Raw genomic sequence first — 24965 nt, 5'->3', positions numbered from 1 at the left:
CCTGTCGTCTCCGCGGGTTTGACTTTCGTCAAGCGCGTTTGTCTTCGTCTTGTCTTCGTCGCGGTTCCTTTCCAGTCCGATCACGGAGCCCGCTTCCGCGACCTCATGGCCTGCCGCACCCACGCGCCATTTGTCCGACTTGATGGCGTCGCCCGGTAGCCCCGGTAGCACTCCGCGCGACGCCGTGCCCGGCGCTCAATTCCGGTCACCGGATGGAGCCCTCTGCCGAACGACACGCGTCGGCAACGGCAGAATGCGCGGCAACACGTTCTCCGACTTGAACAGCTTGTGCGCCACCGCGCCGAGCACGTGCAGGCCCACCAGCGCGGCCAGCCCGTAAGCCGTCAGCGCGTGCAGTTCTCCCAGCCAGTGCGACAGCTCGCGACTCCTGGGCACCAGGGGCGGCAGCGAGAAGAGCCCGAAGCAGCTGGCCGTGTGGCCGGCCGCATTGGTCTTCATCCACCCGAGGACGGGAATGGCGAGCATCAGCACATAGAGCAGCCCATGAACGCTGCGTTCCGCAAAATGATTGAGCGTGCCTGCCGGATTGACCGACGGCGGGAGCCTGCGTCCCATGCGTAACCGATTCACGATGCGAACCGCCACGAATCCGAGAATCGCGGTGCCGATCGATTTGTGCAGGCCGACGAGGTCTTCATTGTCGTCCAGCAACAAGCCGACGATCAGATTGCCGATCAGCGCGGCGGCGAGCAGCCAGTGCAGCAAACTGATCGACAGGGGGTAGCGGGTTATGGTTTTCATGGCGGGAATGCCTGTTCAATGGCGAAAGCGTGTCCGGCCCGGGTTATCCAAGCAGGTCGTGATAGTGCTTTTTCGATCCGTCGATTCGCCGTAACGCCTGTTTGGCGGCCGGCAGATCATTGGCCTGGATGGCACGATCGACTTCGGTCAATTCGTCGTGCAACGTGCGCATGCCTTCATCGTAGGTCGGCTGATCATTGCGATACCGCTGGCGGCTCGCCTGCTGCACATCGCTTTCGAGCCGGGCCACGTAGCCGTTCATTTCCGGAATCGTCCGGCTGTTCATGGCACCCTGCATCGCGTGCTTCATGTCTCGCATCAGCGTCTTGATCTCACCTGCGGACGCCGGCGCGGCAGCCACGAACAGCAGCGCGCCCAGCGTTGCGCAAAAACGGAGTCGGAACGGTAGCCTGTTCATGGTCGTCGATTCGATTGCGGGTGTCGGTGACCGCGACCATAGGGCGCCGACGTTAACGGATTCTTAAGGACCGGATTTTTCCGCGCCGTGCTTGATGCCGGCCGGTGCCTGCGGTTATCGTGCGCCCATGGACGCCATGTCCGCACCAAAAGGAACGCGACACCATGCGGGTGTTACTGGTGGAAGACGACAAGCTGATCGGCAGCGGGGTGGAGGATGGCCTGATCGAGGCCGGCATGACGGTCGACTGGGCGCACGACGGCAGGCATGCACGGCTCGCGCTCGAAACCACGCCGTATGACCTCGTCGTGCTCGATCTCGGCCTGCCCCGCATGTCGGGCGTTGAAGTGCTCGACTGGCTTCGCAAGCGCCGCGACCATACGCCGGTGCTCGTCATGACCGCGCGCGACACCGTCGCCGATCGCGTGAGCGGCCTGAGCGCGGGCGCCGACGACTACATCGGCAAGCCGTTCGACCTGACCGAATTGATCGCCCGATGCCGTGCGCTCGTGCGGCGCTCGCAGGGCCGCGGCACCGAGACGATCGAATACGGCGACCTGTCGGTCGATCCCGCGCTGATGACGGTGACGCGCGGCACCGAACGGATTGCGCTGACGTCGCGCGAATGCGCGTTGCTGGTCGAATTGCTGGCGAATCAGGGCCGTCCGCTCTCGCGCACGCAGCTCCAGGACAGCCTCTATGGCTGGAACGAAGAAATCGAAAGCAATGCGATCGAAGTGCATGTGTCGAATCTGCGCAAGAAACTGGGGGCCGAATTGATCCGCACGATTCGAGGTGTCGGCTACGTGGTGGAGAAAGCGTCGTGATGCGCTCGATCCGGCAACGGCTGACCTTGCTGGTGCTGTCGGGTGTCGTGGTGGTGTGGGCCTATTCGCTGGTGTCGAGCTATCGCCAGGCGATTCACGAAGCGGAGGAGTGGGACGAAACCCGCATCGAGCAGATCGCACGAGCGTTCGTCGCGCTCGATGCGTCCGACCTGCCGGTCTTCGCGGATATCGTCCTCGGCTCGGGGGAAGACAACGATGGCGACAACGACGCATCACCGCGCATGCTGTATCAGATCAGGGACGCGGGCGGACGCATCCTGGCCGCCAGCCCGGGGCTTGACGCGCTCGATCTGCCGGTGTTTCCCGCCGCCGCATCGAGCCCGATCCGGTTCGGCAATCCGAAGTGGCACGCGTACGTGCTGACCGATGCCGCGCGCGGGCGTACCGTGCGGATCTTCGAGCAACGCACGCAGCGTTCCGACTTGTCCGCGGAGGTCGCGCGCCGGGTCGCCCGGCCGCTCGCCTTCGCGTTGCCCGTGCTGGCCGTGCTGATCTGGCTGGCGATCGGACGCAGCCTGACGCCGCTGCGGACGCTGTCCGAGGCAATCGAGGCGCGTTCGCCCGACAACCTCGACGCAATCGGCACGAAGGGCATTCCCGACGAAGTGCGGCCGCTGGTTGCCGCACTGAACACGTTGCTGCAACGTCTGCGCGGCTCGCTCGATCGCGAGCGCGCATTCACCAGCGATGCCGCACACGAGCTCAAGACCCCGCTCGCCGCACTCAAGGTGCAAGCGCAAGTCGCGCTCACCGCACGCGATCCGGACCGGCAGCGGCGCGCGATGCAACGGGTCGTCGAGGGCGTGGACCGAAGCACGCATCTGGCGGACCAGCTGCTTGCACTGGCGCGACTTGACGAGACCGTACCGATGCGCGGCGAGGAGGTCGATCTCGCACGCGTGGTGCAGACCTGCATCGACGACCATCAGGCGCGCGCGAGTCGCAAGCGGATCGCACTGATTTCACGCGTCGACGGTCCGGTTGTCGCACATGTCCCGTCGACGCTGGTGCGCGTCCTGCTCGACAATCTCGTCGATAACGCGATCAAGTACGGTCGCGAACAGGGGCGCGTCGAAATCGCATCGTGGCAGGATGCCGGCGCGATCAGCCTTCAGGTACGAGACGACGGACCGGGCGTCTCGGGTGAGGACCTGTCCCGACTGCAGGATCGCTTCTTTCGCGGCGCCGATCACGACGAAAGCGGCAGTGGCCTGGGGCTGTCCATCGTCGCGCGCATCGTGGCCAAACTCGGCGGGAGTCTGACGTACGTCGACGGGTTGAACGGCAACGGGTTCGGCGTGCGCGTGAGGTTGCCGTCGTCGGCCTGACCGCCGCGGCGATTCCGGGTCCGCCCCTGTCTTTCGCGGGCGAGGCGTTCGAAGACGCGCAGTTAACATTGCCTTCAGCTGAACGGCGCATGCTGTTCTTACGGCAGAAGAGATGTTCTCGGATGCCGACCCTGTTCACTGGAGGTCGAGATCATGAAATTCGCTATCCGTACCATCATGCTGGCGGCGGCCATCATCCCCGCATTCGCAGCGGCCGCTCAATCGAGCAACGGCCTGACCCGGGCGGAAGTCCGCGCGCAGATCACGCAGGCCGAGCAGGCCGGTTACAACCCGGCCCGAAAGGACATTCACTATCCGCAATCGATCCAGCGGGCCGAGGCGCGCATCCAGGCGACCGCATCGGCCCCGCAGGCCGATACGTCGGGCTATGGGCCTGAATACAACGCAGCGGGCGACTCGGGGGGCGTGATCCAGAGTCATGCCGCGGCGCCTCGTTTGTATACGCATCATTGATGCCATGCATGCGAGCGTCGGGGGCTACGCTCACGATGATTTGCCGGCAACGATCGCCGACTCGAGCGCGCATGTGATATGAGCCGGGCGGCGGCTTTCGCCGGGCCCGGGCCGGATACCGCCCCCGTCGTTGCGCGCGGTTTCAGTCGTTGCCCTTCTCGAGCACGTTCTGCGTGAGCGTGACCGACGGAATCGTCGGCTTCAGCGACGCACGGTGCGCGCGGCTGCTCAACCACTTCCAGCCGCCCACGAGCAGCAGTGCGACCAGCGGGATCGACGCGATCGTCCACGTCCCGTTCGGGTAGTCGAACGCCATCAGCACCTGCACGCCGAGCAGGAACAGCAGTGTGAGCCACGACGTGACGGGCGCGCCCGGCATCCTGAACGGCACGTCGTCCACTTCGCCGCGCCCGACCGCCGCGCGGAACTTCATCTGGCACACGACGATGAAGCCCCACGTGCTGATGATGCCGAGCGACGCGATGTTCAGCACGATCTCGAACACGCTCGACGGCACGAGATAGTTGAGCAGCACGCCGAGCGCGCCGAAGAACGTGACGAACGGACTCTGGCCAGCCTTGTACGCGCTCCACGGCAGCAGGCAGACCAGCAGCACCACCGACGCGACGTAGAAGATCGCGATGCGCCAGATCACGTTGTTGATCGCGCGCGGCAGCACCTTGCGCGCGTCCTTGCATTCGCCGGCGGCGGTGGCCACCAGCTCGACGCCCGCGAACGCGAACACCACGCCCTGCACCAGCACCAGCGCCGGCATCATGCCGTGCGGAAAGAAGCCGCCGTGGTCGGTGATCAGATGCATGCCGGTGTCGTGGCCGGCGACCTGCACGCCCGTGCCGAGGATCACCGAGCCGATCACGAGAAACAGCACGATCGCGGCGACCTTGATCAGCGCGAACCAGAATTCCATCTCGGCGAACCACTTGCGACGGTCCGGCGGCCTGCAGACGGCCGCCCGCGCCGAGGAACAGACCGGTGCCGATCGCCCCGCCGATCGCGATCATCTGCACCTGTCGATTGCCGAGGGTCTTGTGGTAGCCGGCTTCGTGCGATTCGAGCCAGCTGCGTTTGTCGGTTTCGCCGCTTGTCGACGGTTCGGAATCGATGCCATGACGGTATCCTCGCGCGCGGATGTGATTGGATTCATCCCGATCGCGAGGCGACCGGGAACCACCGGTACCGGCGGATCGGTGCGCGGAATCAAGCGCACCCGTCCTGATTGCGATTCGCCGAGTGCGGCGAAAGGCACGGTACGTCGCGAACGTATTCAGCTGTAATTCCCACCACAAACAGAATGCAAATTTGGACCGGGCCTGTTCGAATCCGTGCATACGGGCCTCGGCCATGACGCCTCGCAGCGAAAAGCGAGCAACCTGCACGGCGTCGGCGATGCCGTGCATCGCGTGAATTCGAACTTCGTTTCGATGTCCTCATTCCGCGCGCCCCGGATCGATGCACCGGTGCCGGCGTGCGCCCAATGCAGGACTTCCGATTCGCGGGGTGAACCAGTTAGGTAATTTGGTGCGCCGGCGCGCGCTGCGAGGGCAGCGGCTGGCGCCGGTGCCGGCCCATGCACCGAAATGGGGAATGCGGTGCGCCGGAATTTCCGTCGAGTGCCGGTACGGCAAGCGTTTTACGGCGGTGGCCCGGTTTTTGCTGGAGTACCCGCGGCCGCGCAACGGTTGCGCGCTGCCCGACGACATACCAGACAAGGAAGATTCACCGTGAGCCCGACGACTCGACCGTTCCCCCGACGCACCTGGCTGGCTGCGCTGATCGCCGCCCCCGTGATGGCGCTGTTCGCCGCTGCGCCGGCGCATGCCGACGCGCTCGACACCATCGCGAAAAACGGCGCGCTGCGCGTCGCGGTGCCCGAAGACTATCCGCCGTTCGGCTCGGTCGGCACGGACATGCAGCCGCAGGGCTACGACATCGACATGGCCGAACTCCTCGCCAAGTCGCTCGGCGTGAAGCTGAAGCTGGTGCCCGTGAACAGTGCGAACCGGATTCCGTACCTGACGACCAACAAGGTCGACATGGTGATCTCGTCGCTCGGCAAGACGCCGGAGCGCGAGAAGGTCATCGACTTCTCGAGCGCGTACGCACCGTATTTCCAGGGCGTGTTCGGGCCGGCCGACGTGAAGGTGAGCGCGCCCGCCGACCTGACCGGCAAGACGGTCGGCGCCACCCGCGGCGCGCTCGAGGAGATCGCGCTGTCGCAGCTCGCACCGAACGCGACGATCAAGCGCTTCGAGGACAACAACGCGACGATCCAGGCGTTCCTGTCGGGGCAGGTGCAGCTGATCGCGGCCGGCAACATCGTCGCGGCGGCGATTCTCGCGAAGAATCCGCCGCGCCGGCCCGAGGTCAAGTTCGTGATCAAGAATTCGCCGTGCTTCGTCGGCGTCAACAAGAACGAACCGCGCCTGCTCGCAAAGATCGACGACACGATCGCCCATGCGAAGCAGGACGGCACGCTGGGCGCGATGTCGAAGAAGTGGCTCGGCCAGCCGTTGCCGGCCGGACTGTGACGAATCGCAGTGTCGCCTGATACATCGCCGCGGCCGGCACCGCCGGCGCGGCGGGTGTCGTTGTCCGAACCCGAATTTACTCCATCGTCATGAGCTACCAGCTTCAATTCGGCGAGCTCGCCGAATACGCCGGCGTGTTCGCGAGCGGCGCGGCGATCACGCTCGCGCTCACCGCGGTCGCGACCGTACTCGGCGTGGCGCTCGGCGTGCTCGGCGCGGCCGCGTACAGCGCCGACGCGCGCGCGGCCGTGCGGCTGCGCCCGCTGATCGGCGCGTACGTCGAGGCGATCCGCAACACGCCGTTCGTCGTCCAGCTGTTCTTCATCTTCTTCGGCTTGCCCGCGCTCGGCGTGCACATCGACGAATACACGGCCGCGATCCTCGCGATGACGCTCAATCTCGGCGCGTACTCGGTCGAGATCGTGCGCGCGGGCGTCGCCGCCGTTCCGAAAGGGCATCTGGAGGCGGCGTCCGCGCTTGCGATGTCGCGCGCGCAGATGCTGCGCCACGTCGTGCTGCCGCAGGCGCTCGCCAAGGTGTTTCCGGCGCTGTCGAGCCAGATCGTGATCACGATGCTCGGCTCGGCGGTCGTGTCGCAGATCTCGGTGGCCGACCTGACGTATGCGGCCGGCTACATTCAGTCGCGCAACTTCCGTGCGTTCGAGACGTACTTCGTCATCGCGCTCGCGTATCTGGCGATGGCGCTGCTGCTGCGTGCCACGCTGGGCTCGATGGGGCGCCGCCTGTTCTCCCGCCGTGTGCGAGGTGCGCGATGATCGACTTCACGTTCGGGCAGATTCTCGCGAACCTGCTGCTCGCGGCCCGCTGGACGATCGTGCTGTCGATCGTGTCGTTCCTGTCCGGCGGCCTCGTCGGCCTCGGGCTGCTCGTGATGCGCGTGTCGAGCTCGACGCTGCTGCGCGGCGTCGCGAAGCTGTACATCGAGATATTCCAGGGCACGCCGTTGCTGATGCAACTGTTCATCGTGTTCTTCGGCCTGCCGCTCGTCGGGCTCGACGTGCCGCCGTGGATCGCGGCCACCGCAGGGCTCACGTTCTTCACCAGCGCGTATCTCGCCGAAATCTGGCGCGGCTGCGTCGAGGCGGTGCCGAAAGGGCAGTGGGAGGCGTCGGCGAGCCTGGCCATGAGCTACGTCGAGCAGTTGCGTCACGTGATCCTGCCGCAGGCCGCGCGCATCGCGATCGCACCGACGGTCGGCTTCGGCGTGCAGGCCGTGAAGGATACGGCGCTGGTGTCGATCATCGGCTTCACCGAGCTGACGAAGGTCGGCATCGCGATCTCGAACGCGACGTTCCGGCCGTTCGTCGTGTACGGCCTCGTCGCGCTGATCTATTTCGCGCTCTGTTATCCGCTTACCCGTTATGCGCGCACGTTGCAAAGGAGATGGCATGCCGCTCGTTGAAACCCGTGGTCTCGAAAAGAACTTCGGCACCCATCATGTGCTCAAGGGCATCGATTTCTCCGTCGAGCGCGGGCAGGTCGTCTCGATCATCGGCCGCAGCGGCTCGGGCAAGAGCACGCTGCTGCGCACGCTCAACGGACTCGAGAGCATCGACGCGGGCACGATCTCGATCGACGGCGAACGCGTCGATGCGCGGCACGCGGACCTGCGTGCGCTGCGGCTGAAGGTCGGCATGGTGTTCCAGCAGTACAACCTGTTTCCGCACCTGAGCGCCGGGCAGAACGTGATGCTCGCGCAGTCGGTCGTGAAAAAGTCGCATCGCCAGCAGGCGCGCGCGATCGCGGAACTGATGCTCGAGCGCGTCGGCCTCGGCGACAAGTTCGACGCGTTTCCGGAACAACTGTCCGGCGGCCAGCAGCAACGCGTCGCGATCGCGCGTGCGCTCGCGATGAAGCCGAGCGTGCTGCTGTGCGACGAAATCACGTCCGCGCTCGATCCCGAGCTCGTCGGCGAGGTGCTGGGCGTCGTCGCGCAGCTTGCACGCGAGGACATGACGTTGATCATGGTCACGCACGAGATGAACTTCGCGCGTGCGGTGAGCGACCGGATCGTGTTCATGCATCAGGGCAGGGTGTGGGAGAGCGGGACGGCCGAAGAGATTTTCGAGCGGCCGCAGACGGTGGAGCTGACGCGGTTTCTGGGCAGCGTCCGGAACACGGAAGCGGTTGCGCGCTGATTCGCGACGCCCGCGGGGTGCTGACACAGTCGCCCCGATCGTCGACAATCCGGCTCGTGCGCCGCGCCTGCGTGTGCCAAGCCAGCCGAGAGAGTCTTCCATGTCCGTAATATCCGTCAGGACCGCCCACCTCGACGATGCGCAGGCGATCGCCGATTTTCACGTCAAGGTCTGGCGGCATACTTATCGCGATCTCGCGCCGGCGCAGGCGCACGCCGTCCTCGACGAGCGCCATCGCGGCAGGACATGGCGGGAAAAGCTGGCGTCGAACGCGGGCGACCAATTGGTGCTCGTGGCGGAAACCGACGGCACGATCGTCGGCATCGGCGCGGCCGGCGCGCCGTCGGAGCCGATCTTCGGCGGCCGTGGCGAGATCAAGTTCCTGTACGTCGATCCCGGGTTCAAGCGTCGCGGCATCGGCCGCACGCTGCTCGCCCGGCTAGCAACGCATCTGCAAACGATGCGGTACCGGGGCGCGGCGTTGAGCGTCGTCAAGGGAAACGACGCCGCGATCGCCTTTTACGCGTCGTTGAACGGCCGGCTGGCCGGCGAGTACGTCGATGCGGGGCCGATCTGGCGATCGCGGAACATCGTGATGGTGTGGGACGATTTCGCGAGTCTCGTTTCCTGACTTCCCGCCTCGTCGCAAATACGTGCGCGCATCACGCGACGCGCGCGCGCAGCCACGCCGTGAACGCGGTCACGAGCGGCGCCTCGGTCATCTCGTGACGCGCGACGAGATAGTACGCATGGCGTGACGGCACGGTTTCGCATGAAGCCATGCGGCGGGTTTCGCGGGCAGCCGGCGGGGCTTCATTCACGACGGTTCGCAGACGAAGCGGCCGCACACGCCGGACGGGCGGCGATTCACCTACCACGCCGAAATTCGGCGCATAACGCATCGTTTCCGGAAGCGTTCCTTGTCGATTTCGCACTAATTCACGCGCCGCTCAGGTCGTTATCGAGGCATCGGTCTCGCACGTGCCGCCTTCGATCGGCTTGACACGCATGCGTCGCATGCAACGGCTTCGTGCTCAACGCTTCCCTCATCATGATCAGGAATTTCAGCATTCGCGCCCGGCTGGCGCTGGCGATGGGTTTTCTCGGCGTACTGCTCGTCATCGGCGGCATCATCGGTGTGATTGGCGTGGCGATCAGCAACGACGACGTGAGGACGCTTTATTCCGAACGGCTCGCATCATCGGAGGCGCTGGGGCAAGCGAATGTCGCGCTGTCGAGAACCCGTCTATGGCTGTATCGCATCGCGCTCGATCCGGACGGCCCCGACGTGCCGCAGGAAACCGCGTCGTCCCGCGAACTGCTCGCCGCGTCGAAAAAGGCGTGGGACGCGTATCGCGCGCTGCGGCTCTCCGGCCCGGAAGAAGCACGCCTCGCGGCCGACGCGAACACGAAGTTCAACGCGCTCGTCGAGAACGGCCTCGAACCGATGTTCAGCGCCATTGCCGCGCACGATCCCGCGAAAATCCCCGACGTCTGGCGGCACATTCCGCCGTCGCTGTTCATCGACGTCTCCGACGCGATGGACGCGCTCGGCCGGATCCAGATGACGGCCTCGCGCGTGACGTTCGATGCCGCGCAGGCGCGTTTCCACTGGTTCGTCGGGATCGCGATCGCCGGCATTCTGGTCACGCTCGGCGCAGCCGTACTCACGTGGTGGTCGCTTCAGCGCGCGATCGGTGCGCCGCTCGCGCACGCACTCGATCATTTCAGCTCGATTGCCGGCGGCGACCTGACGACGCGGATCGACGTCCATTCGACCGACGAGATGGGGCAACTGATGACCGGCCTGCAGGCGATGCAACACAAGCTGCTGCAGACGATTCGCGTGGTGCAGGATGGCGCGCACTCGATCGAGACGGCCGCGCGCGAGATCACGGCCGGCAACACGGACCTGTCGCAACGGACCGAAGAGCAGGCCGCGTCGCTGGAAGAAACGGCCGCCTCGATGGAACAACTGACTTCGACGGTTCGCCAGAATGCCGAGAACGCGAAGCAGGCGAATCAGGTGGTGCAAGGCGCGGCGCAGCTGACCGAAGAGGGCAATCAGGCGGCGCAGGAAGTCGTGAACACGATGCGCGGCCTGTCGGAAGCGTCTGGCAAGATCGCCGAAATCATCTCCGTCATCGAAGGCATTGCATTCCAGACCAACATCCTGTCGCTGAATGCGGCGGTCGAAGCAGCGCGGGCTGGCGAGCAGGGGCGCGGATTCGCGGTCGTCGCAGGCGAAGTGCGCTCGCTCGCCCAGCGCAGCGCCACGGCGTCGCGGGAGATCAAGGAACTCATTACGGATTCGCTGAGACGCGTCGAGACCGGTGCGCGACAGGTCGATCGCGCGACCGGGACGATGTCGGAGATCCTGACGTCGGTGCAACGGGTGCAGGTGCTGATGGGCGAGATTGCCGCCGCGTCCGACGAGCAGTCCAGGGGCATCGAACAGGTGAATCAGGCGGTGACGCAAATGGATCAGGTCACTCAGCAGAACGCGGCGCTGGTTCAGCAGGCGTCGGCGGCCGCGCTGTCGCTGAGGGAGCAGGCGGGGCAGCTGGAGGCGACTGTCTCGGTGTTTCGGATCGGTTCCTCGCACGCCGATTCGTGAACCCGGGCGGCCGAATCGATCTGCATGACCGGCACGCGGCGGCCGGCCGTTCTCGAACCGAGATCCGCCTACTTCAAGTCCCGCGCCACACGAAACCCGTTTGCCGAATAACGTACGCTGCTGTCGTACTTGAAGCGTGTCGAAACGGGCATGTAGCCTGCACCATCCCGCCACGAGCCGCCGCGGATGACGCGGACCTGGCAATTCGGTTCGTCCCATGAGCGGCCGTCGGCAGGCGCATTCCTGTACGAGTTGTGCCAGCAGTCGCTGACCCATTCCCATACGCTGCCGCCCATGTCGTAGAAGCCGAGCGGATTGGCCGCGAACGAGCCGACGTTGTCCGGTGCGTCGGCATGCCAAGGCTGACCGCAGTCCTTGCAGTTGGCGTTGCCCGGGCGCATCTCGTTGCCCCACCAGTAGCGCGTCGCGGTGCCGCCACGGGCCGCGAATTCCCATTCGGCCTCGGTCGGCAGCCGGTAAGACTTGCCGCTGATTTTCGACAGCCACTTGACGTACTGTTGCGCATCGTCCCAACTCAGGTCGCGCACCGGCGCGTTCGCCGCCGTGTTGCTGTCGTTGGGCAGGCGCGGGCAGGCGCCCGCGTCGCGGCATGCGTTCCACTGCGCAACGGTCACGCCGTACTTCGCCAGCGCAAAGGCGTGATCGAGCGTCACGCGATGCGCAGGCTTTTCCGACGGATCGCCCGAATTGCTGCCCATCGTGAAAGCCCCCGGACTGACCGCCAGCATGGCGGGGCAGGCAGGGCAATCGTGGATTTCATTGGCGGTCGTCGCGCCGCCTTTCTGCGGCGGTGCCGACGGAGCCGCCGCGGCAGCGGGCGGCGGCGCTTTCGGCGTCGAGCCGGACGTGTGCGCGGGCTGCGCCGGAGCCGGAGCCGAAACGGCGGCGGGGGCCGGCGCGGCGCTCGCCGTCTGCGCGGGCGCGGACGCCGCTGGCGCCTTGGGCGCGGCCGCGCGCAGTCGCGCGAGACGAGCCTGCGCCAACTGCGCGAAGCGGCCGTTCGGGTAGGTCTTCAGATAGGCTTCGTAGTCGCCCGCCTCCTTGCTGTCCTTGATCGACTCCCAGAACGTGATTTCGTACTGTTCGGCGCTGTCTTTCGGCATCACGCCGCGGCTATCGAGCGCCACGACGCCGACGTCCGCCAGCACGTCGGATCGTTGCGCCGTGCCGCCGCCGGCATGCGCGTCGCCGGTTCCAGCGCGACGCGCCCCGGTGAACGCCAACGTCGCTGCCGCACCGGACAGGGAAGACGCGATCCACGGCGTCTGCCGATGCCCGGTGGCGCGTTCGACCATCGCGCCGGCACGGTCGAAGACCTGTGCGATCCCGAGCCCCGGCACCGCGAGCGTCTGCAGCAGCGCTGCCGTGTAGACACCATGCGCGGTACCATCGGCCGCACCTGCGCCCGGCGCTGCCGCGTATGCGACGAGCGTATGCGGCGGCGGCTCGGGGGGCGCCACGTGGCCGGCACCGGGAGGCGCGATCAGACAGGAATCCAGAATGATCAGATCAATCCGGTCGCCGCGCGGCCGCGACGTCGCGGCGAACACGGTTTGCAGGTCGATACCCGTTCGAGACAGGCTGGCCGGCGCGCCGACGTCGGCATCGACCGGCGCGAGCCATGTCGCTCCGCCGACGCTGGCGCCGTGGCCCGTGAAATAGACCACCCCGGTGCCGCCGGCCGAGCCGTGGCGTTCGAACGCGGCAAGCCCGTCGAGCATCTGCTGCCGGGTCGCATTGCGCAACGTGATGACGTCGAAGCCGAGCGCGCGCAGCGCGTCGCTCATTGCATCGGCGTCATGGACGGGATTGGCGAGCGGATGATCGCGATAGGCGCCGTTGCCGATCACGAGCGCGACGCGCCGCGGTTCGGCTGACGGGGCGCGCGCGGACGCCGACGGCGGTGCGGGAAAAACATGCATGTCCTCGCCGGAGCACGTGCTCGATGCAACCGAGATCGACGCAAACAGGCATGCGGGCAGGAGTATTCGCCACATGTTGAGCCCCCCAGGGTGCGCCGTCGGACCCGATGCCGAAGGCGGAGCGCAGCCATTGCCGGGTGTTCGGTCGCGGCGAGCGCAATGCCGGCTTGCGGCAGGCACGGGCGCGGCCGGGACACATTCAAGATAGCACGTGCGCCTGGCGGCGATCACCGGATCCACCCGCGGGTCTTGCAAAAAACGGACATACGGATCCGCGCATCGCGGCCGGCCCGTTACCCTGGAACATCGTTATGTGCCTTCCTGTCGATTACGTCCTAAGCTGTTAGACACGCTCCACTGTCCGACGCCGCGCGCCGCCATCCACGCGAGGAGCAACACGATGCGAAGAAGGGCTACCTTGTTGGCTTTGGCCGCCACCGTCCTGGCGCCGAGGATCGCGTTCGCCGCCGGGCGTACGACTTCGCCGCCCGGCGCCGAGGCCTACATCATCTGGCCGTCCGACGGTGCAACGATCACGGGCGGCAAGTTCTGGGTGCGCATGGGCCTGCGCAACATGGGCATCTGCCCGAAAGGCATCGAGCGGCCCAACGTGGGCCACCATCATCTGCTCATCGATACCGATCTCCCGCCGCTGGACCAGCCGATACCGTCGGACCGGAATCACCTCCATTACGGTGCCGGTCAAACCGAGGCGCGCATCGAGCTGCCACCCGGCAAGCACACGCTGCAGCTGCTGATGGGCGACCACGACCACGTGCCGCACGATCCGCCGGTGTACTCGAAGAAGATCACGATCACGGTCAAGTAGCGCGCCATGCCGCGCCTGCCGCACGAACCGGGAATTGCCGCCATGAACAAGCTCATCCTCTTCGCCGTTGCCGTGACGCTGCTATGGACGGGAGCGGCGACCGCAGAGACCGGCACGCATCCCCCGAAGGCCGTCGTCTACATCGGCTGGCCCAACGATGGCCAGGTGATGCCGGCCGGACGTCCGTTCCGCGTGTGGTTCGGCTTGCGCGACATGGGTGTCGCGCCGTCGCACGTGCAGTTTCCGAACACGGGCCACCATCACCTGCTGGTCGATACGGACCTGCCGCCGATGGACCAGCCGATTCCGTCCGACCGCAATCACCTGCATTTCGGCGCGGGCGAGACCGAGACCACGCTTGAGCTTCCGCCGGGCAAGCACACGCTGCAGCTCCTGATGGGCGACGCCAACCACGTGCCGCACAATCCCCCCGTCTATTCGAAGAAAATCACGATCTACGTGAAGTGACGTCGCGCACGCCGATCGGCGATCGCCGACGTACGCGCGCTCGCGCTCACGCTCACGCGAGCAGGTGAGCGCCGGACGGCAGCGCGGTCGCTCGATGCACCAAGTGTCGGCGCACACCCGACACCCCGAGCCCGAACTGTCTGCGACGTCCCGTCACGCACCGTTGATCCCGGTACCGCGCACACGTCGCTCCAATTCCCGTCTTCGTGACCCGGACCCGCGCCGGCAGGCCTGCCGGCACGATTGCCGCCGCCCCCGCGAGCGGTTGGCACGCCCCATGCAAGACGAGACGCGAGCGTGCCACGCTGCAGCATCGACACCAACACTTCCGCCGATCCCGCATCGTCGCCGCGTTCCGCCCAAGGAGTCGATCGTGAACACCTGCCTGTCGCCGACTGCCACGCGCAACTGCCGCGGTCTCATGCGTTCGCTGGCCCGCATCGCCGGTTCCGCCGGCGCATGCGCGGCGTTGCTGTCCGGCTGCATGGACCTGAACGTGCCCGTCTACCAGCGCCCCGAGATGCCGGCAAAGACCACCTGGGCGCATGCGCACGGGCCGGTATCCGCGTCGGACACGGTCAACGCCGAGTGGTGGAAGAGCTTCGACGATCCGACGCTCGACGCGCTCATCGACAAGGCCATCGCGGGCAACGTCGATATCAAGGTGCTGGCGGCGCGCATCGGGGTCGCCGGCGCGCAGGTCGGCGAAGTGCGGGCGGGCGCGCTGCCGAGCGCCGACCTCGGCGCGGGCGTGGACTTCGAGAAGAACACGCATCAGACGCTGTCGAAGTCCTACAACCTCGGCAGCCAGGTGAACTGGGAGATCGACATCTGGGGCAAGGTCGAGAAAGGCGTGCAGGCGCAGAAGGCCGAATACCGCGCGACCGAGGCCGACTGGCGCGCCGGCTACCTGACGCTCGTCGCCGACGTGTCGAGCACGTATTTCCGGATCCTCCAGTTCGACGACCAGATCGAGCAGGAACAGCGCACGCTCGACAAGAACCGGAAGATCCTCGCGATCTACCAGTCGATGCTGGCGAACGGCATCGCGCCGCAGACCGAAGTGCTGCGGCAGAGCGCGGAGATCAACGGGCTGGCGAACGAACTGATCGAACTGCACCGCGAGCGCGACACGGCCGAGAACGCGCTCGCGACACTGCTGGGCGTGCCGGCCGGCGAATTCAGGATGCCCGCCGGCCATCTCCGGCAGCGCGTCAAGCTGCCGGACGTGCCGATGGGGCTGCCCGCGCAACTGCTGGCGCGCCGGCCGGATGTCGTCGCCGCGCAGTACCGCGTGCTCGAATCGTATGACGAAGTGGGTGCGGCGAAGCTCGCGCAGCTGCCGTCGATCAGCCTGACCGGGCGTGGCGGCACCGCGGCGTTCGCGCTGTCCGATCTCTTCAAGGCCTTCACGTTCAGCTTCCTGCCGAGCATCAACCTGCCGATGTTCGACCCGGGCGTGCGCGCGCACATCAAGACGACCGAGGCGCAGACCAAGGTCGCCGAGCAGCAGTACCGGCAGACCGTGTTTACCGCGTTCAAGGAGGTGGAAAATGCACTCGTCGATCTCGACGCGCACAAGCAGCAGCGCATACAGCTTCAGCAGCAGAGCGCGCGTCTGCGCACCGTCGCAGCGCAGGTCGAGGCGCAGCTCAAGGAAGGGCTCGTCTCGCAACTCGAGGTGCTCGAATCGGAGCGTTCGGTGGCATCCGCGGAACTCGCGCTGCTCGCCAATCATCAGCAGATTCTGAGCGACACGGTCACGCTCTACAAGGCGATCGGCGGCGGCTGGCGCGCGGTCGAAATCTCGAATGCGGGCAGCGAGCCGGCCGGCCACGCGCTGCAATGAACACGCCAGCCCTGCGCAGCCGCGCGATCGGCGCCAGCCGATTGACTACCGCCATCCGTCGCCTAAACTTTTTTCACGATCGTGCCGCCACGTGCGTTGGCGGTGCGGCTTCACTCAGGTGGTTCGAAAGCGCGTCGCGTTGCCTGCGCCGCGTCTCCATTGGCGGGCGCATGTCGATCGTTGGCCGAATCATGGTTCCAGACGCCGCTTCGATTGCCGAGCAACGCGCCGCGCTCGACCGGCAGTTCGACATCGTGCTCAAGCCGGTTTCGCATCCGGAGCTGAGCGAGATCCGGATCGACCACGCGCTGTTCGCCGTCGGGCGCACCAACACGCCATTCGCGTCCGCCAGGCCCGAACTGGTGGCCGACCTGTCGCGCCGCCATGCGCGCATTTTCTTCGAAGGCAGCGCGGCCTACGTCGCCGATCTCGGCAGCAAGAACGGTACGGCCGTCAACGGTGTCGAGGTCGGCGACAAGCCGCACCTGCTGCGCGACGGCGACGAACTGCGCTTCGCCGGCGCGCTCGCGTACCGCGCCGCGTTCGTGCCGCGCGCGACGCATCGGCCGCCGCGACCGGCCGTCGTCACGCTGGCGCCGGAGCGCGGCGATCTCGGCCTGCAACCGGTCATCATTACCGCGTTCCCGTTCCTCGTGAGCAAGACCGACGACACGTTCGCCTGCTACCGGAACGCGTATCCGCATCAGGTCAACTACCTGTCGCGGCGTCATGCGCACATCTACGTGCAGGACGGCGAGGTCTTCGTGGAAGACCTCGGCAGCACGAACGGCACGTTCGTCGACGGCCGGCGCCTCGACGAGCATGCGGTGCCGCTTGGCGACGGCGCGCTGCTCGCGTTCGGCGGCGATCATTTCGTCTATCGCGTCGGGGTGCAGCGCGAGCCGGGGCCGGACTCCACCGTGACGGCCGCATCGTCGCCCGGCGCCGCCGCGCATGCGGCCGCCGCGGACCCCGACCGGACCACCTTCGTCGATACCGCGCATTCGTTTCTCGACATCTTCTGCACGGTGCCGGCCGTTCAGCCGGACGACGAGGTCAACCCGCACGCCGCGCATGGCGCCGCCGAAACCGCGCATGACGCGCGCCGCCGGCGCGGCAGGATCGAAGTCTTCCTGTCGGAGCTGAGCGAGGCGTTCGGCGGCAGCGGGCACGTCAACCTGCGCCGGCTCGGCGGGTGGAGCGGCGCACTGCTCGCGGCGGTCGGCCTGCTGGTCGCGACGCTGTATTTCCAGGACGCGCCGCTGCGCGAGATGCATGCGCTGCTGGCGCGCGGCGACGCCGCACAGGCGGCGCAACTCGCCGACCGTCATCTGGCGAGCCATCCCGACGACCCGGCGTTCGTCGCGCTGGGCACCGAGGCGCTCGTCCGGTCCAAAGTGCCGGACTGGATCGCCGCGATGAACGCGCGCGCCTTCGACCGCGCCCGTGCCGTCGTGCAGGACATGCGCACGCTGGCGCGCCACAACGCCGACGCGCGGCCGCTCGTCGACGAAGTCGCGTGGATCGGCGAGCTGCAGGCGTTCGTTGCCGGGCGCGGCGGGGCGGAAGCGCCGATCCGCATCTATCGCGACGAAGCGCCGATCAAGGCGCTGACCGGCCGCTGGAACGACGACCCGGGTGCGCATCAGCGGCTGCTCGACCGGATTTCGTCATACGTTCCCGCGTTCGGCGTGCTGTATGCCGACGCGCTCAGTCAGCTGCGCCGGCTGCAAAGCGACAACTCCGTCTACGTGGCCGCGCTCGAGCGGCTGCAGCGCGCGATCGCGTCGGCGCTCGACGACGACCGGCTCGACGGTCTCCCGGCGCTGCTCGCCGACGACGAACAGCGCTATCCGCGCCTCGGCGGCCTCGACGCCGTGCGGGCGGACCTGCAGCAGTACCTGCAGTTCGAGAGCGACGCGCGGGCCGGCCACGGGCCGGCCGTACTGGATCGCCTCAGGCAGTTCCGCTTCGCGACGCCGCAATTCGCCGCCCATGTCGCGACGCTGGAGCGGCTCGCTTCGTCGGGAGGGCGCAGTGAAGCTCGATAGTCTGCTCAAGCGCGCGCGCCAGGCGCCGCCGCCGGAGCCGCCACGCTCGCTGGGCGAGGCGCTGGAGGATCACAGCGTCGAAGGGATCGCGATCCTGACGGCGCGGCCGTGGCGGCTCACGCAGGCGACCATCATCGCGATGGTCGGGCTCGTCGTGTGCGCGCTGCTGTGGTCGTTCGTCGGCCGCGCCGACGTCATCGTGACTGCGCCGGGCGCGCTCGCGCCGGAGTCCGAGGTGCGCCGCATCTACGCGCCCGTCGACGGCGAGCTGGTGGACATCTACATCGCCGAAGGCCAGCCGGTCGAAAAGAACGACGTGATCGGCCGGATCAACGCGCGCGGCGCGATCGAGGCGGCGACCAACGCGCTCGATGCGCGCCTCAAGCTCGACGACGCGGAGCGCGAATGGAAGCAGTTTCCGGACAAGAAGCAGCTGATGGAGCGCAAGGCCGACGCATTGAAGCAACAGATCGAGGTCGAGGAGCACCTGCACCAGAACCGCATTGCCGAAGGCACCAGCAAGCTCGCGCAATCGCAGCACGCGCAGATCGACGAAGCGCGCAGCAATATCGACAACGCCCGCCACGCACTCGATCTCGCGAACGACGAACAGGACAAGTACGCGCGCCTGTTCGCGCTGCCGGGCGGCGGCGGCGTGTCGCAGAGCCAGGTGGAACAGAAGCGCAGCGCCTACCTGCAGGCCCAGGACAGCTACCGCGTCGCGCAGGCGCGGCTCACGCAGCTCGAGGCGCAGCAGAGCCACGAGTTCGCGCAGGCGAAGGCGCAACTCGAAGGCAGCGGCGAGACGCTCGCCGGGCTGCGCATCCAGTACGACGCGACCGTGCGCGACATCGCGAACACCGAAGAGAAGCTGCGTCTGCAGGTGCAGACGGCGCGCCTCGCCGCGGATGCCGCCGCGCGGATCCGCTTCGAGAACATCGACAAGGACAATTTCCTGCTCGTGCTGGCGCCCGTCTCCGGCGTGATCACCGATGTGACCACGACGCAGCCCGGCGACAAGATCCTCGCCAACACGCCGCTCGGCAGCATCGCGCCGTCGGATGCGCGGCCGGTGGTGAAGGTCGCGATCGCGGAGCAGGACCGCGCGTTCCTTCACGAGGGCCTGCCCGTGAAGCTCAAGTTCAATGCGTTTCCGTATCAACGCTATGGCGTGATCGACGGCACGCTCGAATACATTTCGCCGGCGACGAAGCCGCAGGCGCAGACGAAGGAACCCGTCTACGAGGGCCGGGTGGCGCTCGTGCGCAACGCGTACACGATTGCCGGCACGACCTACCCGCTGCGCTACGGCATGACGGCCACGGCGGAAATCGTGGTGCGCGAGCGCCGCCTGATCGGGTTCGCGCTGGACCCGTTCAGGCAGATCGCGGGCTGACGGGCGCCCCCACGGCGTAGTGGAACGCAGGCAAGCGGTGAGGCGAGGCACCGGCGGCGCATCAGGGCGAACCGCCGCTGACAGGGATCAAGGGGAACGAGATGACGGCAATAGTGCGTATCGACGACGAGGTGATCGGCACCGACGACTTCATCCGCGTGCTGAAGCTCAGCGGGCAGTTCGAGGGCCTCGTCGAACAGCAGGTTCGCGACCGGCTGACGGTGATCGCGGCAAGGAAGATGGGCATGCAGGTCACGCCGGAAGAAATCCAGGAGCGTGCCGACCAGTTTCGCCGCGTGCGCGGGCTGCACCGCGCCGCGGACATGAACCGCTACCTGGACGTGTTCGGCGTCAGTCTCGACGAGTTCGAGCGATTCATCACCGATACGCTGTACCAGGAAAAGACGCTCGACACGGTGTGCAGCGATGCGGCCGTCGACGCGTACTTCAAGCTCAATTCGCCGAAGTTCGACAGCATCGAGGTCAGCCACATCGTGCTCGATTCGGAAGGCAAGGCGCGCGAGATGATGGCGATCCTCGAGGACGACCCGAGCTGCTTCGGCGACATGGCGCGCGAGCATTCGATCGCCGACACGAGCGAGCGCGGCGGCGTGATCGGCAAGGTGCTGCGCGGCTCGCTGAAGACGGATATCGAGGCCAAGGTGTTCAACGCGCACGTGGGCGACCTGCTCGGGCCGTTCGCGGCGCCGGACGGCGCGTTCTTCGAGATCTTCTCGGTGACCGCGAAACACCCGGCCGCGCTCGACGCCGACGTCGCGTCGGAGGTGCGCCGCCTGCTGCGCGAGGAGTGGCTCGCCGAGCGCGCGCAGGAACACATCATCGAGGCACGCTGATCACGGAGAACCGCATCGATGGACGCACAAGCCCCCGCCCCGGCCAGCACCCCGTCGCTCGCGGCGTTTCTCGCGTCGGTGGAGCCGCTGTCGCTCTTCTCGCACGACGAACTCGATCGCATGGCCGCCCAAGCGCAGGTGCGCACCTATGGGTTCGGCGACACCGTCTGCAATCGCGGCGACCTCGCCGAGGGCCTGTATGTGCTGCGCAGCGGGTCCGTGCGCCTGATCGCCGACGAGCGCGGCAAGGAAACCAGCGTCGGCGTGCGCAAGGAACGCGAGGTGTTCGGTGAAATGGCGATGCTGCGCGAGTACTGGCACGAGGTGTCGGTGCGCGCGTCGACGAAGACCGAGGTGCTGTGCATCCCGCGCAGCGCGATCGAGCCGATCGTGCGCGACAATCCGGCCGCGCAGGCGTTCGTGACGAGCTATGTCGCGATCAGCTCGGCCGGCGGTTTCGTGACGCGGCTGTTCGACCTGCGCGGCAAGCTGACGCGCGCCGAGCTCGAGGAATACGTGTCGAGCGTCGGCGTGAAGCGCGTGCCGGCCGGCAAGGAGATCGTCCGGCAGGGCCCGGGCGGCGACCTGCGGCTGTACGTCGTGCGCCAGGGCGAGGTCAGCGTCTCGTGCCGCGAGGACGGCAACGACTATCCGCTCGCGACGCTCGGCGCGGGCGAGATATTCGGCGAGCGCGCGTGCCTGCTGCGGCAGGAGCAGGCGGCGACCGTCACCGCCGTCACCGACACGCGCCTGCTCGTCATTCCGGAAAAGACCGTGCACTTCATGCTCGAGCGCAACCCGAAATTGCGCGAGGTGCTCGAGGAGCGCATCCGCTTCGTCGACCAGGAGCTCCAGCGGCAGAAGAAGCTCGCCGAACGGCGCCGCCATCCGCTGCAGATCGACATCGGCGCCGACGCCGCGTTCGGCGAGCGCATGATCAAGCGTTTCGTGCTGGTCGAGCAGGCGGAGGAAATGGATTGCGGGGCCGCGTGCCTCGCGATGATCTGCCGTCACTACGGCGTCGCGATGACGCTCGGCAAGCTGCGCGATCTGGCGAACGTGACGACCCAGGGCGCGACGCTCGACAGTCTCGCGCGCACCGGCGAGGCGGTCGGCTTCGCGACGCGCGGCGTGCAGTGCACGTACGAGGCGCTGCTCGGGTTCGACCTGCCGTTCATCGTGCACTGGGAGGGCTACCACTACGTCGTCGTGTACGGCGTGTCGAAGTCGTGGGTGCGGATCGCCGATCCGGCGCTCGGCTTCAGGAAGCTGAGCGTCGAGGCGTTCGAGCGCGGCTGGAGCGGCACCTGCCTGCTGTTTACCGCGAGCGGGCCGGCCGCGGCGCCGGTCGAGTCACGCTCGCCCTGGGTGCGCTTCATCGGCTATCTGCGCCCTTACCGGAAGATCCTCGCGCACCTGTTCCTCGCGACGTTCGTGATCCAGATGCTGGGCGTCATACCGCCGCTCATCATCCAGAACATCCTCGACGGGGTCGTCGTGCACCAGAACGTGAGCCTGCTGCACCTGCTGATCGCCGGGCTCGTCGTTTCGCACGTGTTCACGCAATTGATGACCACGATCCGCGCGCATCTCTCCAACTTCATGGTGCGCAGTCTTGACTTCGCGATGATGTCGCAGTTCTACAAACACACGATGTCGCTGCCGTATTCGTTCTTCGCGCGCCGCAAGAGCGGGGACGTGTTCGCGCGCTTCCAGGAGAACCAGACGATCCGTGCGTTCCTGACGGAGTCCACCGTGACCACCGCGCTCAATCTGCTGATGATCTTCATCTACTTCACGATCATGTTCCTCTACAACGTGAAGATGACGCTGGTGCTGATCGCGTTCGTGATCCCGATCATGGCGCTCACGGCGCTCGCGACGCCGAAGCTGAAAGGCTATGCGCGCGAGGTGTTCGCCGCGTCCACCGATGCGAAGTCGCTGCTGATGGAGACGCTCGGCGGCGTCGAGACCGTGAAGGGCATGGGCATCGAGCGCTCGGTACGGCTGAAGTGGGAGCGCAAGTATGCGAAGGCGCTCGACGTCCAGTACCGCGCGCAGGCATTCAACATCCTGGTGGCGCTGGGCAGCCAGTTGCTGAATGCGGCGACCACCATCGTGATCCTGTGGGTCGGTGCGAACCTCGTGCTCGCCCATGAACTCAGCATCGGGCAACTGATCGCCTTCAATGCGTTCATGGGCAGCGTGCTGGCGCCGCTGATGGGGCTCGTCGGCATGTGGAGCCTGATGAACGACGCGGCGGTGGCGATGGAACGGCTCGGCGACGTCCTCGACCTCGAGCCCGAGCAGCAGCCGTCCGGACTGGCCTCGCGCGTGCTGCTGCCCGACCTGCAGGGCGACATCGGCTTCGAGGGCGTGTATTTCCGCTACGGCGGCAACGAAACGCCTTACGTGCTCGAGAACATCAACTGCACGATCAAGCGCGGCGAGATGGTGGCCATCGTCGGGCGCAGCGGTTCGGGGAAGACCACGCTGGCGAAGCTGCTGGTGGGATTCTATGCGCCCACGGACGGCAAGATCGTGGTCGACGGATACGACATGAGCGCGATCGACAAGGCGTACTACCGCCAGCAGATCGGCTATGTGATGCAGTCCAACCTGGTGTTTTCCGGCTCGATTGCCGAGAACATCGCCTGCGGCGACACGAGCCCCGACTGGCGCCGCATGGAGGAGGTCGCCCGGATGGCCGACGCGCACGCCTTCATCAGCAAATTGCCGCTCGGCTACGAGCAAGTTGTGGGCGAGCGCGGCGTGGGCCTGTCGGGCGGCCAGATCCAGCGGCTCTGCATCGCGCGCGCGCTGTATCACGACCCGCGCCTGCTCGTGTTCGACGAGGCGACGTCGTCGCTCGACACGCAGTCGGAGAGCAACATCCTCGCGAACATGCACGAGATCCTGCAAGGGCGCACGGCGGTGATCATCGCGCACCGGCTCAGCACCATCATGCGGGCCGACAAGATCCTCGTGCTGTACGAAGGCGCGATCGTCGAACAGGGCTCGCACGACGAGCTGGTCGCCCTTCAGGGCATGTATTACCAGCTCGTGCAGAAACAGCTGGGCGCATCATGAAACTCTTCGACCCGCACGGATTCGGCAACTCCGCGGTCTCGTATGCCGGCCTGCTCGAGAAGATCGAGATCCTGCGCTCGATGCTGCGCTGGGCGCCCAAGCTCGAGCGTGTCGACATCGAGAAGCTGCTCAATCAGGCGAACGTGCTGCGCGACGAAGTCATGCAGATGTCGCGCAAGGAGCGCTTCGTCGAGGCCGCCGTGGCCGCGCCGCAGGCGCCCGACGCAGCCGATTCGGCCGACGCGCCGGAGGCGCCCGCGCCCGCGGTGCAACGACGGCGGCAGGCGCTGATCGAGCGCAGCTTCATCTTCGAGGGCATTTTCGGCGACAACCCGAAGCTGCTCGCCGCGCTCGAAATCGCCGAGAAGGCCGCGCCGACCGATCTGCCGGTGCTGATCGACGGCGAGAGCGGGACCGGCAAGGAGCTGATGGCGAAAGTCATCCACGCGAACGGGGCGCGCGCCGACCGGCCCTACATCTCGGTGAACTGCGGCGCGATTCCCGACAACCTGCTCGAATCCGAGCTGTTCGGGCACCGGCGCGGCGCGTTTACCGGCGCGTCGAACGATCGCAAGGGCAAGTTCGAGAGCGCGCACACCGGCACGATCTTCCTCGACGAAATCGGCGAATTGCCGCTGTCGGGCCAGGTCAAGCTGCTGCGCGTGCTGGAATCGCACGAGATCCAGCGGGTCGGCTCGGACGAGCCGATCAGCGTCGACACGCGCATCGTCGCGGCCACCAACAAGAACTTGCGGCAATTGAGCGAGCAGGGGCTCTTTCGCGAGGACCTGTTCTATCGCCTGAGCGTCATTCATCTGACCTTGCCCGCGCTGCGCGAGCGTCGCGACGAAATCCCGCTCTTGCTCGCCTACTTCGGCGACGAGGCGGCAGGTGCACTGAAGCGCAGGCCCCTGAAAACGACGCCGAAGCTGCGCGACTTCCTGCTGACGTACGCGTATCCGGGCAACATCCGCGAACTGCGCAACCTCGTCTACCGTCTGTCGTGCCTCGCCGGCGAGGTCGCGGATATCGAGCACCTGCCCGAGGACATCCGGCCGAAAACCGGGTCGGCCGCCGTTCGCGCGACCGACGACGGCGCGTCAGGCAGGCCGATGTCGCTCAGCGACGCGAAGCGTGCGGCAAGCGACGAGGCGGAGCGTGCGTTTCTCGAACGCGGGTTGCAGGAGACCGGCGGCACCGTGGCCGAACTGGCGCGCCGTTGCGAGATGAACCGGTCGCACCTGCAGATGCTGCTCAAGAAGCACGGCATCCGTTCGAAAGCGTTCCGTCATCAGGACCCCGTGACGCCCGACAAGGACGCGTAGGCGTC

At 66.8% G+C, this 24965-nt stretch carries 21 protein-coding genes and 2 pseudogenes; 18 read left to right on the top strand and 5 right to left on the bottom strand.

All coding sequences use genetic code 11. The features are described from left to right. Nucleotides 1-195: 195 nt before the first annotated feature. Together DIE12_RS03590 and DIE12_RS03585 are read right to left on the bottom strand one after the other, a co-directional pair. Nucleotides 196-762 carry a cytochrome b gene (locus DIE12_RS03590; RefSeq protein WP_124519815.1) on the bottom strand — a complete coding sequence of 189 codons (567 nt, stop codon included), beginning with the start codon at nucleotides 760-762 and terminating at the stop codon, nucleotides 196-198. Nucleotides 763-805: 43 nt separating this feature from the next. After that, a complete protein-coding gene (locus DIE12_RS03585) occupies nucleotides 806-1180 on the bottom strand; it encodes a cytochrome b562 (RefSeq protein WP_124519816.1) in 375 nt (124 codons plus the stop codon). A gap of 164 nt (nucleotides 1181-1344) precedes the next feature. Here DIE12_RS03585 and DIE12_RS03580 point away from each other — a divergent pair, with 164 nt between their 5' ends. From DIE12_RS03580 to DIE12_RS03570, 3 genes are all read left to right on the top strand, one after another. Continuing rightward, on the top strand, nucleotides 1345-2007 hold the full coding sequence (locus DIE12_RS03580) for a response regulator transcription factor (protein ID WP_124519817.1): 663 nt from the start codon (nucleotides 1345-1347) through the stop codon (nucleotides 2005-2007). Next, complete coding sequence (locus DIE12_RS03575) at nucleotides 2007-3356, top strand: ATP-binding protein (protein ID WP_185640956.1); 1350 nt, start codon at nucleotides 2007-2009, stop codon at nucleotides 3354-3356. Before DIE12_RS03580 ends, DIE12_RS03575 begins: the two co-directional genes overlap by 1 nt. A 153-nt stretch (nucleotides 3357-3509) precedes the next feature. Further along, on the top strand, nucleotides 3510-3830 hold the full coding sequence (locus tag DIE12_RS03570; RefSeq protein ID WP_124519819.1) for a DUF4148 domain-containing protein: 321 nt from the start codon (nucleotides 3510-3512) through the stop codon (nucleotides 3828-3830). A 142-nt stretch (nucleotides 3831-3972) separates the two neighbouring features. Here the strand turns inward: DIE12_RS03570 and DIE12_RS03565 are convergent. Beyond that, nucleotides 3973-4954, bottom strand: a pseudogene (locus DIE12_RS03565) (hypothetical protein). A gap of 394 nt (nucleotides 4955-5348) precedes the next feature. On the opposite strand from DIE12_RS03565, the gene DIE12_RS03560 reads away from it, so the two are divergent. From DIE12_RS03560 to DIE12_RS03525, 7 genes are all read left to right on the top strand, one after another. Further along, nucleotides 5349-5576: a hypothetical protein gene (locus DIE12_RS03560; protein ID WP_124519820.1), complete on the top strand. Its 228-nt coding sequence runs from the start codon at nucleotides 5349-5351 to the stop codon at nucleotides 5574-5576. Next, complete coding sequence (locus tag DIE12_RS03555; RefSeq protein ID WP_124519821.1) at nucleotides 5573-6379, top strand: transporter substrate-binding domain-containing protein; 807 nt, start codon at nucleotides 5573-5575, stop codon at nucleotides 6377-6379. Before DIE12_RS03560 ends, DIE12_RS03555 begins: the two co-directional genes overlap by 4 nt. 89 nt (nucleotides 6380-6468) lie before the next feature. Continuing rightward, on the top strand, nucleotides 6469-7155 hold the full coding sequence (locus DIE12_RS03550) for an amino acid ABC transporter permease (protein ID WP_044846547.1): 687 nt from the start codon (nucleotides 6469-6471) through the stop codon (nucleotides 7153-7155). After that, complete coding sequence (locus DIE12_RS03545; RefSeq protein WP_124519822.1) at nucleotides 7152-7802, top strand: amino acid ABC transporter permease; 651 nt, start codon at nucleotides 7152-7154, stop codon at nucleotides 7800-7802. The genes DIE12_RS03550 and DIE12_RS03545 overlap by 4 nt, the downstream gene beginning before the upstream one ends. Then, nucleotides 7789-8538 (top strand): amino acid ABC transporter ATP-binding protein, encoded by a 750-nt coding sequence (locus tag DIE12_RS03540; RefSeq protein WP_044846549.1) that lies wholly within the window; start codon nucleotides 7789-7791, stop codon nucleotides 8536-8538. Before DIE12_RS03545 ends, DIE12_RS03540 begins: the two co-directional genes overlap by 14 nt. Beyond that, the gene (locus DIE12_RS03535) at nucleotides 8528-9169 is read left to right on the top strand and encodes a GNAT family N-acetyltransferase (RefSeq protein ID WP_260427847.1); all 642 of its coding nucleotides are present in this window, start codon (nucleotides 8528-8530) and stop codon (nucleotides 9167-9169) included. The genes DIE12_RS03540 and DIE12_RS03535 overlap by 11 nt, the downstream gene beginning before the upstream one ends. A gap of 399 nt (nucleotides 9170-9568) precedes the next feature. After that, entirely contained in the window at nucleotides 9569-11155 is a 1587-nt protein-coding gene (locus DIE12_RS03525; RefSeq protein ID WP_311767560.1) for a methyl-accepting chemotaxis protein, read from the top strand. A gap of 68 nt (nucleotides 11156-11223) precedes the next feature. Here DIE12_RS03525 and DIE12_RS03520 read toward each other — a convergent pair whose 3' ends face one another. Beyond that, nucleotides 11224-12471, bottom strand: a complete 1248-nt coding sequence (locus DIE12_RS03520; protein WP_409364197.1) for a formylglycine-generating enzyme family protein — start codon at nucleotides 12469-12471, stop codon at nucleotides 11224-11226. Nucleotides 12472-12474: 3 nt separating this feature from the next. After that, nucleotides 12475-13098 (bottom strand): annotated as a pseudogene (locus DIE12_RS38995) (caspase domain-containing protein); the annotation flags it as partial. A 400-nt stretch (nucleotides 13099-13498) separates the two neighbouring features. On the opposite strand from DIE12_RS38995, the gene DIE12_RS03515 reads away from it, so the two are divergent. The 8 genes from DIE12_RS03515 to DIE12_RS03480 all read left to right on the top strand — a co-directional run bounded on the left by DIE12_RS03515 (nucleotide 13499) and on the right by DIE12_RS03480 (nucleotide 24960). Beyond that, complete coding sequence (locus DIE12_RS03515) at nucleotides 13499-13927, top strand: DUF4399 domain-containing protein (RefSeq protein ID WP_124485919.1); 429 nt, start codon at nucleotides 13499-13501, stop codon at nucleotides 13925-13927. Nucleotides 13928-13969: 42 nt separating this feature from the next. Beyond that, a complete protein-coding gene (locus DIE12_RS03510; RefSeq protein WP_124485920.1) occupies nucleotides 13970-14395 on the top strand; it encodes a DUF4399 domain-containing protein in 426 nt (141 codons plus the stop codon). Between the two features lie 421 nt (nucleotides 14396-14816). Continuing rightward, entirely contained in the window at nucleotides 14817-16244 is a 1428-nt protein-coding gene (locus tag DIE12_RS03505) for an efflux transporter outer membrane subunit (RefSeq protein ID WP_124519944.1), read from the top strand. Nucleotides 16245-16435: 191 nt separating this feature from the next. Further along, nucleotides 16436-18295, top strand: coding sequence for an FHA domain-containing protein (locus DIE12_RS38920; protein WP_124519825.1), 1860 nt, complete (start codon nucleotides 16436-16438; stop codon nucleotides 18293-18295). Next, nucleotides 18282-19691: an HlyD family efflux transporter periplasmic adaptor subunit gene (locus tag DIE12_RS03495; RefSeq protein ID WP_124519826.1), complete on the top strand. Its 1410-nt coding sequence runs from the start codon at nucleotides 18282-18284 to the stop codon at nucleotides 19689-19691. The genes DIE12_RS38920 and DIE12_RS03495 overlap by 14 nt, the downstream gene beginning before the upstream one ends. Nucleotides 19692-19792: 101 nt before the next feature. After that, nucleotides 19793-20545 (top strand): peptidylprolyl isomerase, encoded by a 753-nt coding sequence (locus DIE12_RS03490; RefSeq protein WP_044846561.1) that lies wholly within the window; start codon nucleotides 19793-19795, stop codon nucleotides 20543-20545. Between the two features lie 18 nt (nucleotides 20546-20563). Continuing rightward, on the top strand, nucleotides 20564-23635 hold the full coding sequence (locus DIE12_RS03485) for a peptidase domain-containing ABC transporter (RefSeq protein ID WP_124519827.1): 3072 nt from the start codon (nucleotides 20564-20566) through the stop codon (nucleotides 23633-23635). After that, complete coding sequence (locus DIE12_RS03480; protein WP_124519828.1) at nucleotides 23632-24960, top strand: sigma-54-dependent Fis family transcriptional regulator; 1329 nt, start codon at nucleotides 23632-23634, stop codon at nucleotides 24958-24960. Before DIE12_RS03485 ends, DIE12_RS03480 begins: the two co-directional genes overlap by 4 nt. The last annotated feature ends 5 nt before the right edge of the window (nucleotides 24961-24965 follow it).

Source organism: Burkholderia sp. Bp9015 (genome assembly GCF_003853505.1).
Lineage (GTDB): Bacteria > Pseudomonadota > Gammaproteobacteria > Burkholderiales > Burkholderiaceae > Burkholderia.
The sequence above is the reverse complement of the archived record's forward strand: the minus strand, read 5'-3'. Positions and strand labels throughout refer to the sequence as shown.

Coding starts and splice junctions, on each gene's coding strand:
- DIE12_RS03590 (WP_124519815.1), bottom strand. CDS start 762: ATGAAAACCATAACCCGCTACCCCCTGTCGATCAGTTTGCTGCACTGG.
- DIE12_RS03585 (WP_124519816.1), bottom strand. CDS start 1,180: ATGAACAGGCTACCGTTCCGACTCCGTTTTTGCGCAACGCTGGGCGCG.
- DIE12_RS03580 (WP_124519817.1), top strand. CDS start 1,345: ATGCGGGTGTTACTGGTGGAAGACGACAAGCTGATCGGCAGCGGGGTG.
- DIE12_RS03575 (WP_185640956.1), top strand. CDS start 2,007: ATGCGCTCGATCCGGCAACGGCTGACCTTGCTGGTGCTGTCGGGTGTC.
- DIE12_RS03570 (WP_124519819.1), top strand. CDS start 3,510: ATGAAATTCGCTATCCGTACCATCATGCTGGCGGCGGCCATCATCCCC.
- DIE12_RS03550 (WP_044846547.1), top strand. CDS start 6,469: ATGAGCTACCAGCTTCAATTCGGCGAGCTCGCCGAATACGCCGGCGTG.
- DIE12_RS03545 (WP_124519822.1), top strand. CDS start 7,152: ATGATCGACTTCACGTTCGGGCAGATTCTCGCGAACCTGCTGCTCGCG.
- DIE12_RS03540 (WP_044846549.1), top strand. CDS start 7,789: ATGCCGCTCGTTGAAACCCGTGGTCTCGAAAAGAACTTCGGCACCCAT.
- DIE12_RS03520 (WP_409364197.1), bottom strand. CDS start 12,471: ATGGTCGAACGCGCCACCGGGCATCGGCAGACGCCGTGGATCGCGTCT.
- DIE12_RS03515 (WP_124485919.1), top strand. CDS start 13,499: ATGCGAAGAAGGGCTACCTTGTTGGCTTTGGCCGCCACCGTCCTGGCG.
- DIE12_RS03510 (WP_124485920.1), top strand. CDS start 13,970: ATGAACAAGCTCATCCTCTTCGCCGTTGCCGTGACGCTGCTATGGACG.
- DIE12_RS03505 (WP_124519944.1), top strand. CDS start 14,817: ATGCGTTCGCTGGCCCGCATCGCCGGTTCCGCCGGCGCATGCGCGGCG.
- DIE12_RS38920 (WP_124519825.1), top strand. CDS start 16,436: ATGGTTCCAGACGCCGCTTCGATTGCCGAGCAACGCGCCGCGCTCGAC.
- DIE12_RS03490 (WP_044846561.1), top strand. CDS start 19,793: ATGACGGCAATAGTGCGTATCGACGACGAGGTGATCGGCACCGACGAC.
- DIE12_RS03485 (WP_124519827.1), top strand. CDS start 20,564: ATGGACGCACAAGCCCCCGCCCCGGCCAGCACCCCGTCGCTCGCGGCG.
- DIE12_RS03480 (WP_124519828.1), top strand. CDS start 23,632: ATGAAACTCTTCGACCCGCACGGATTCGGCAACTCCGCGGTCTCGTAT.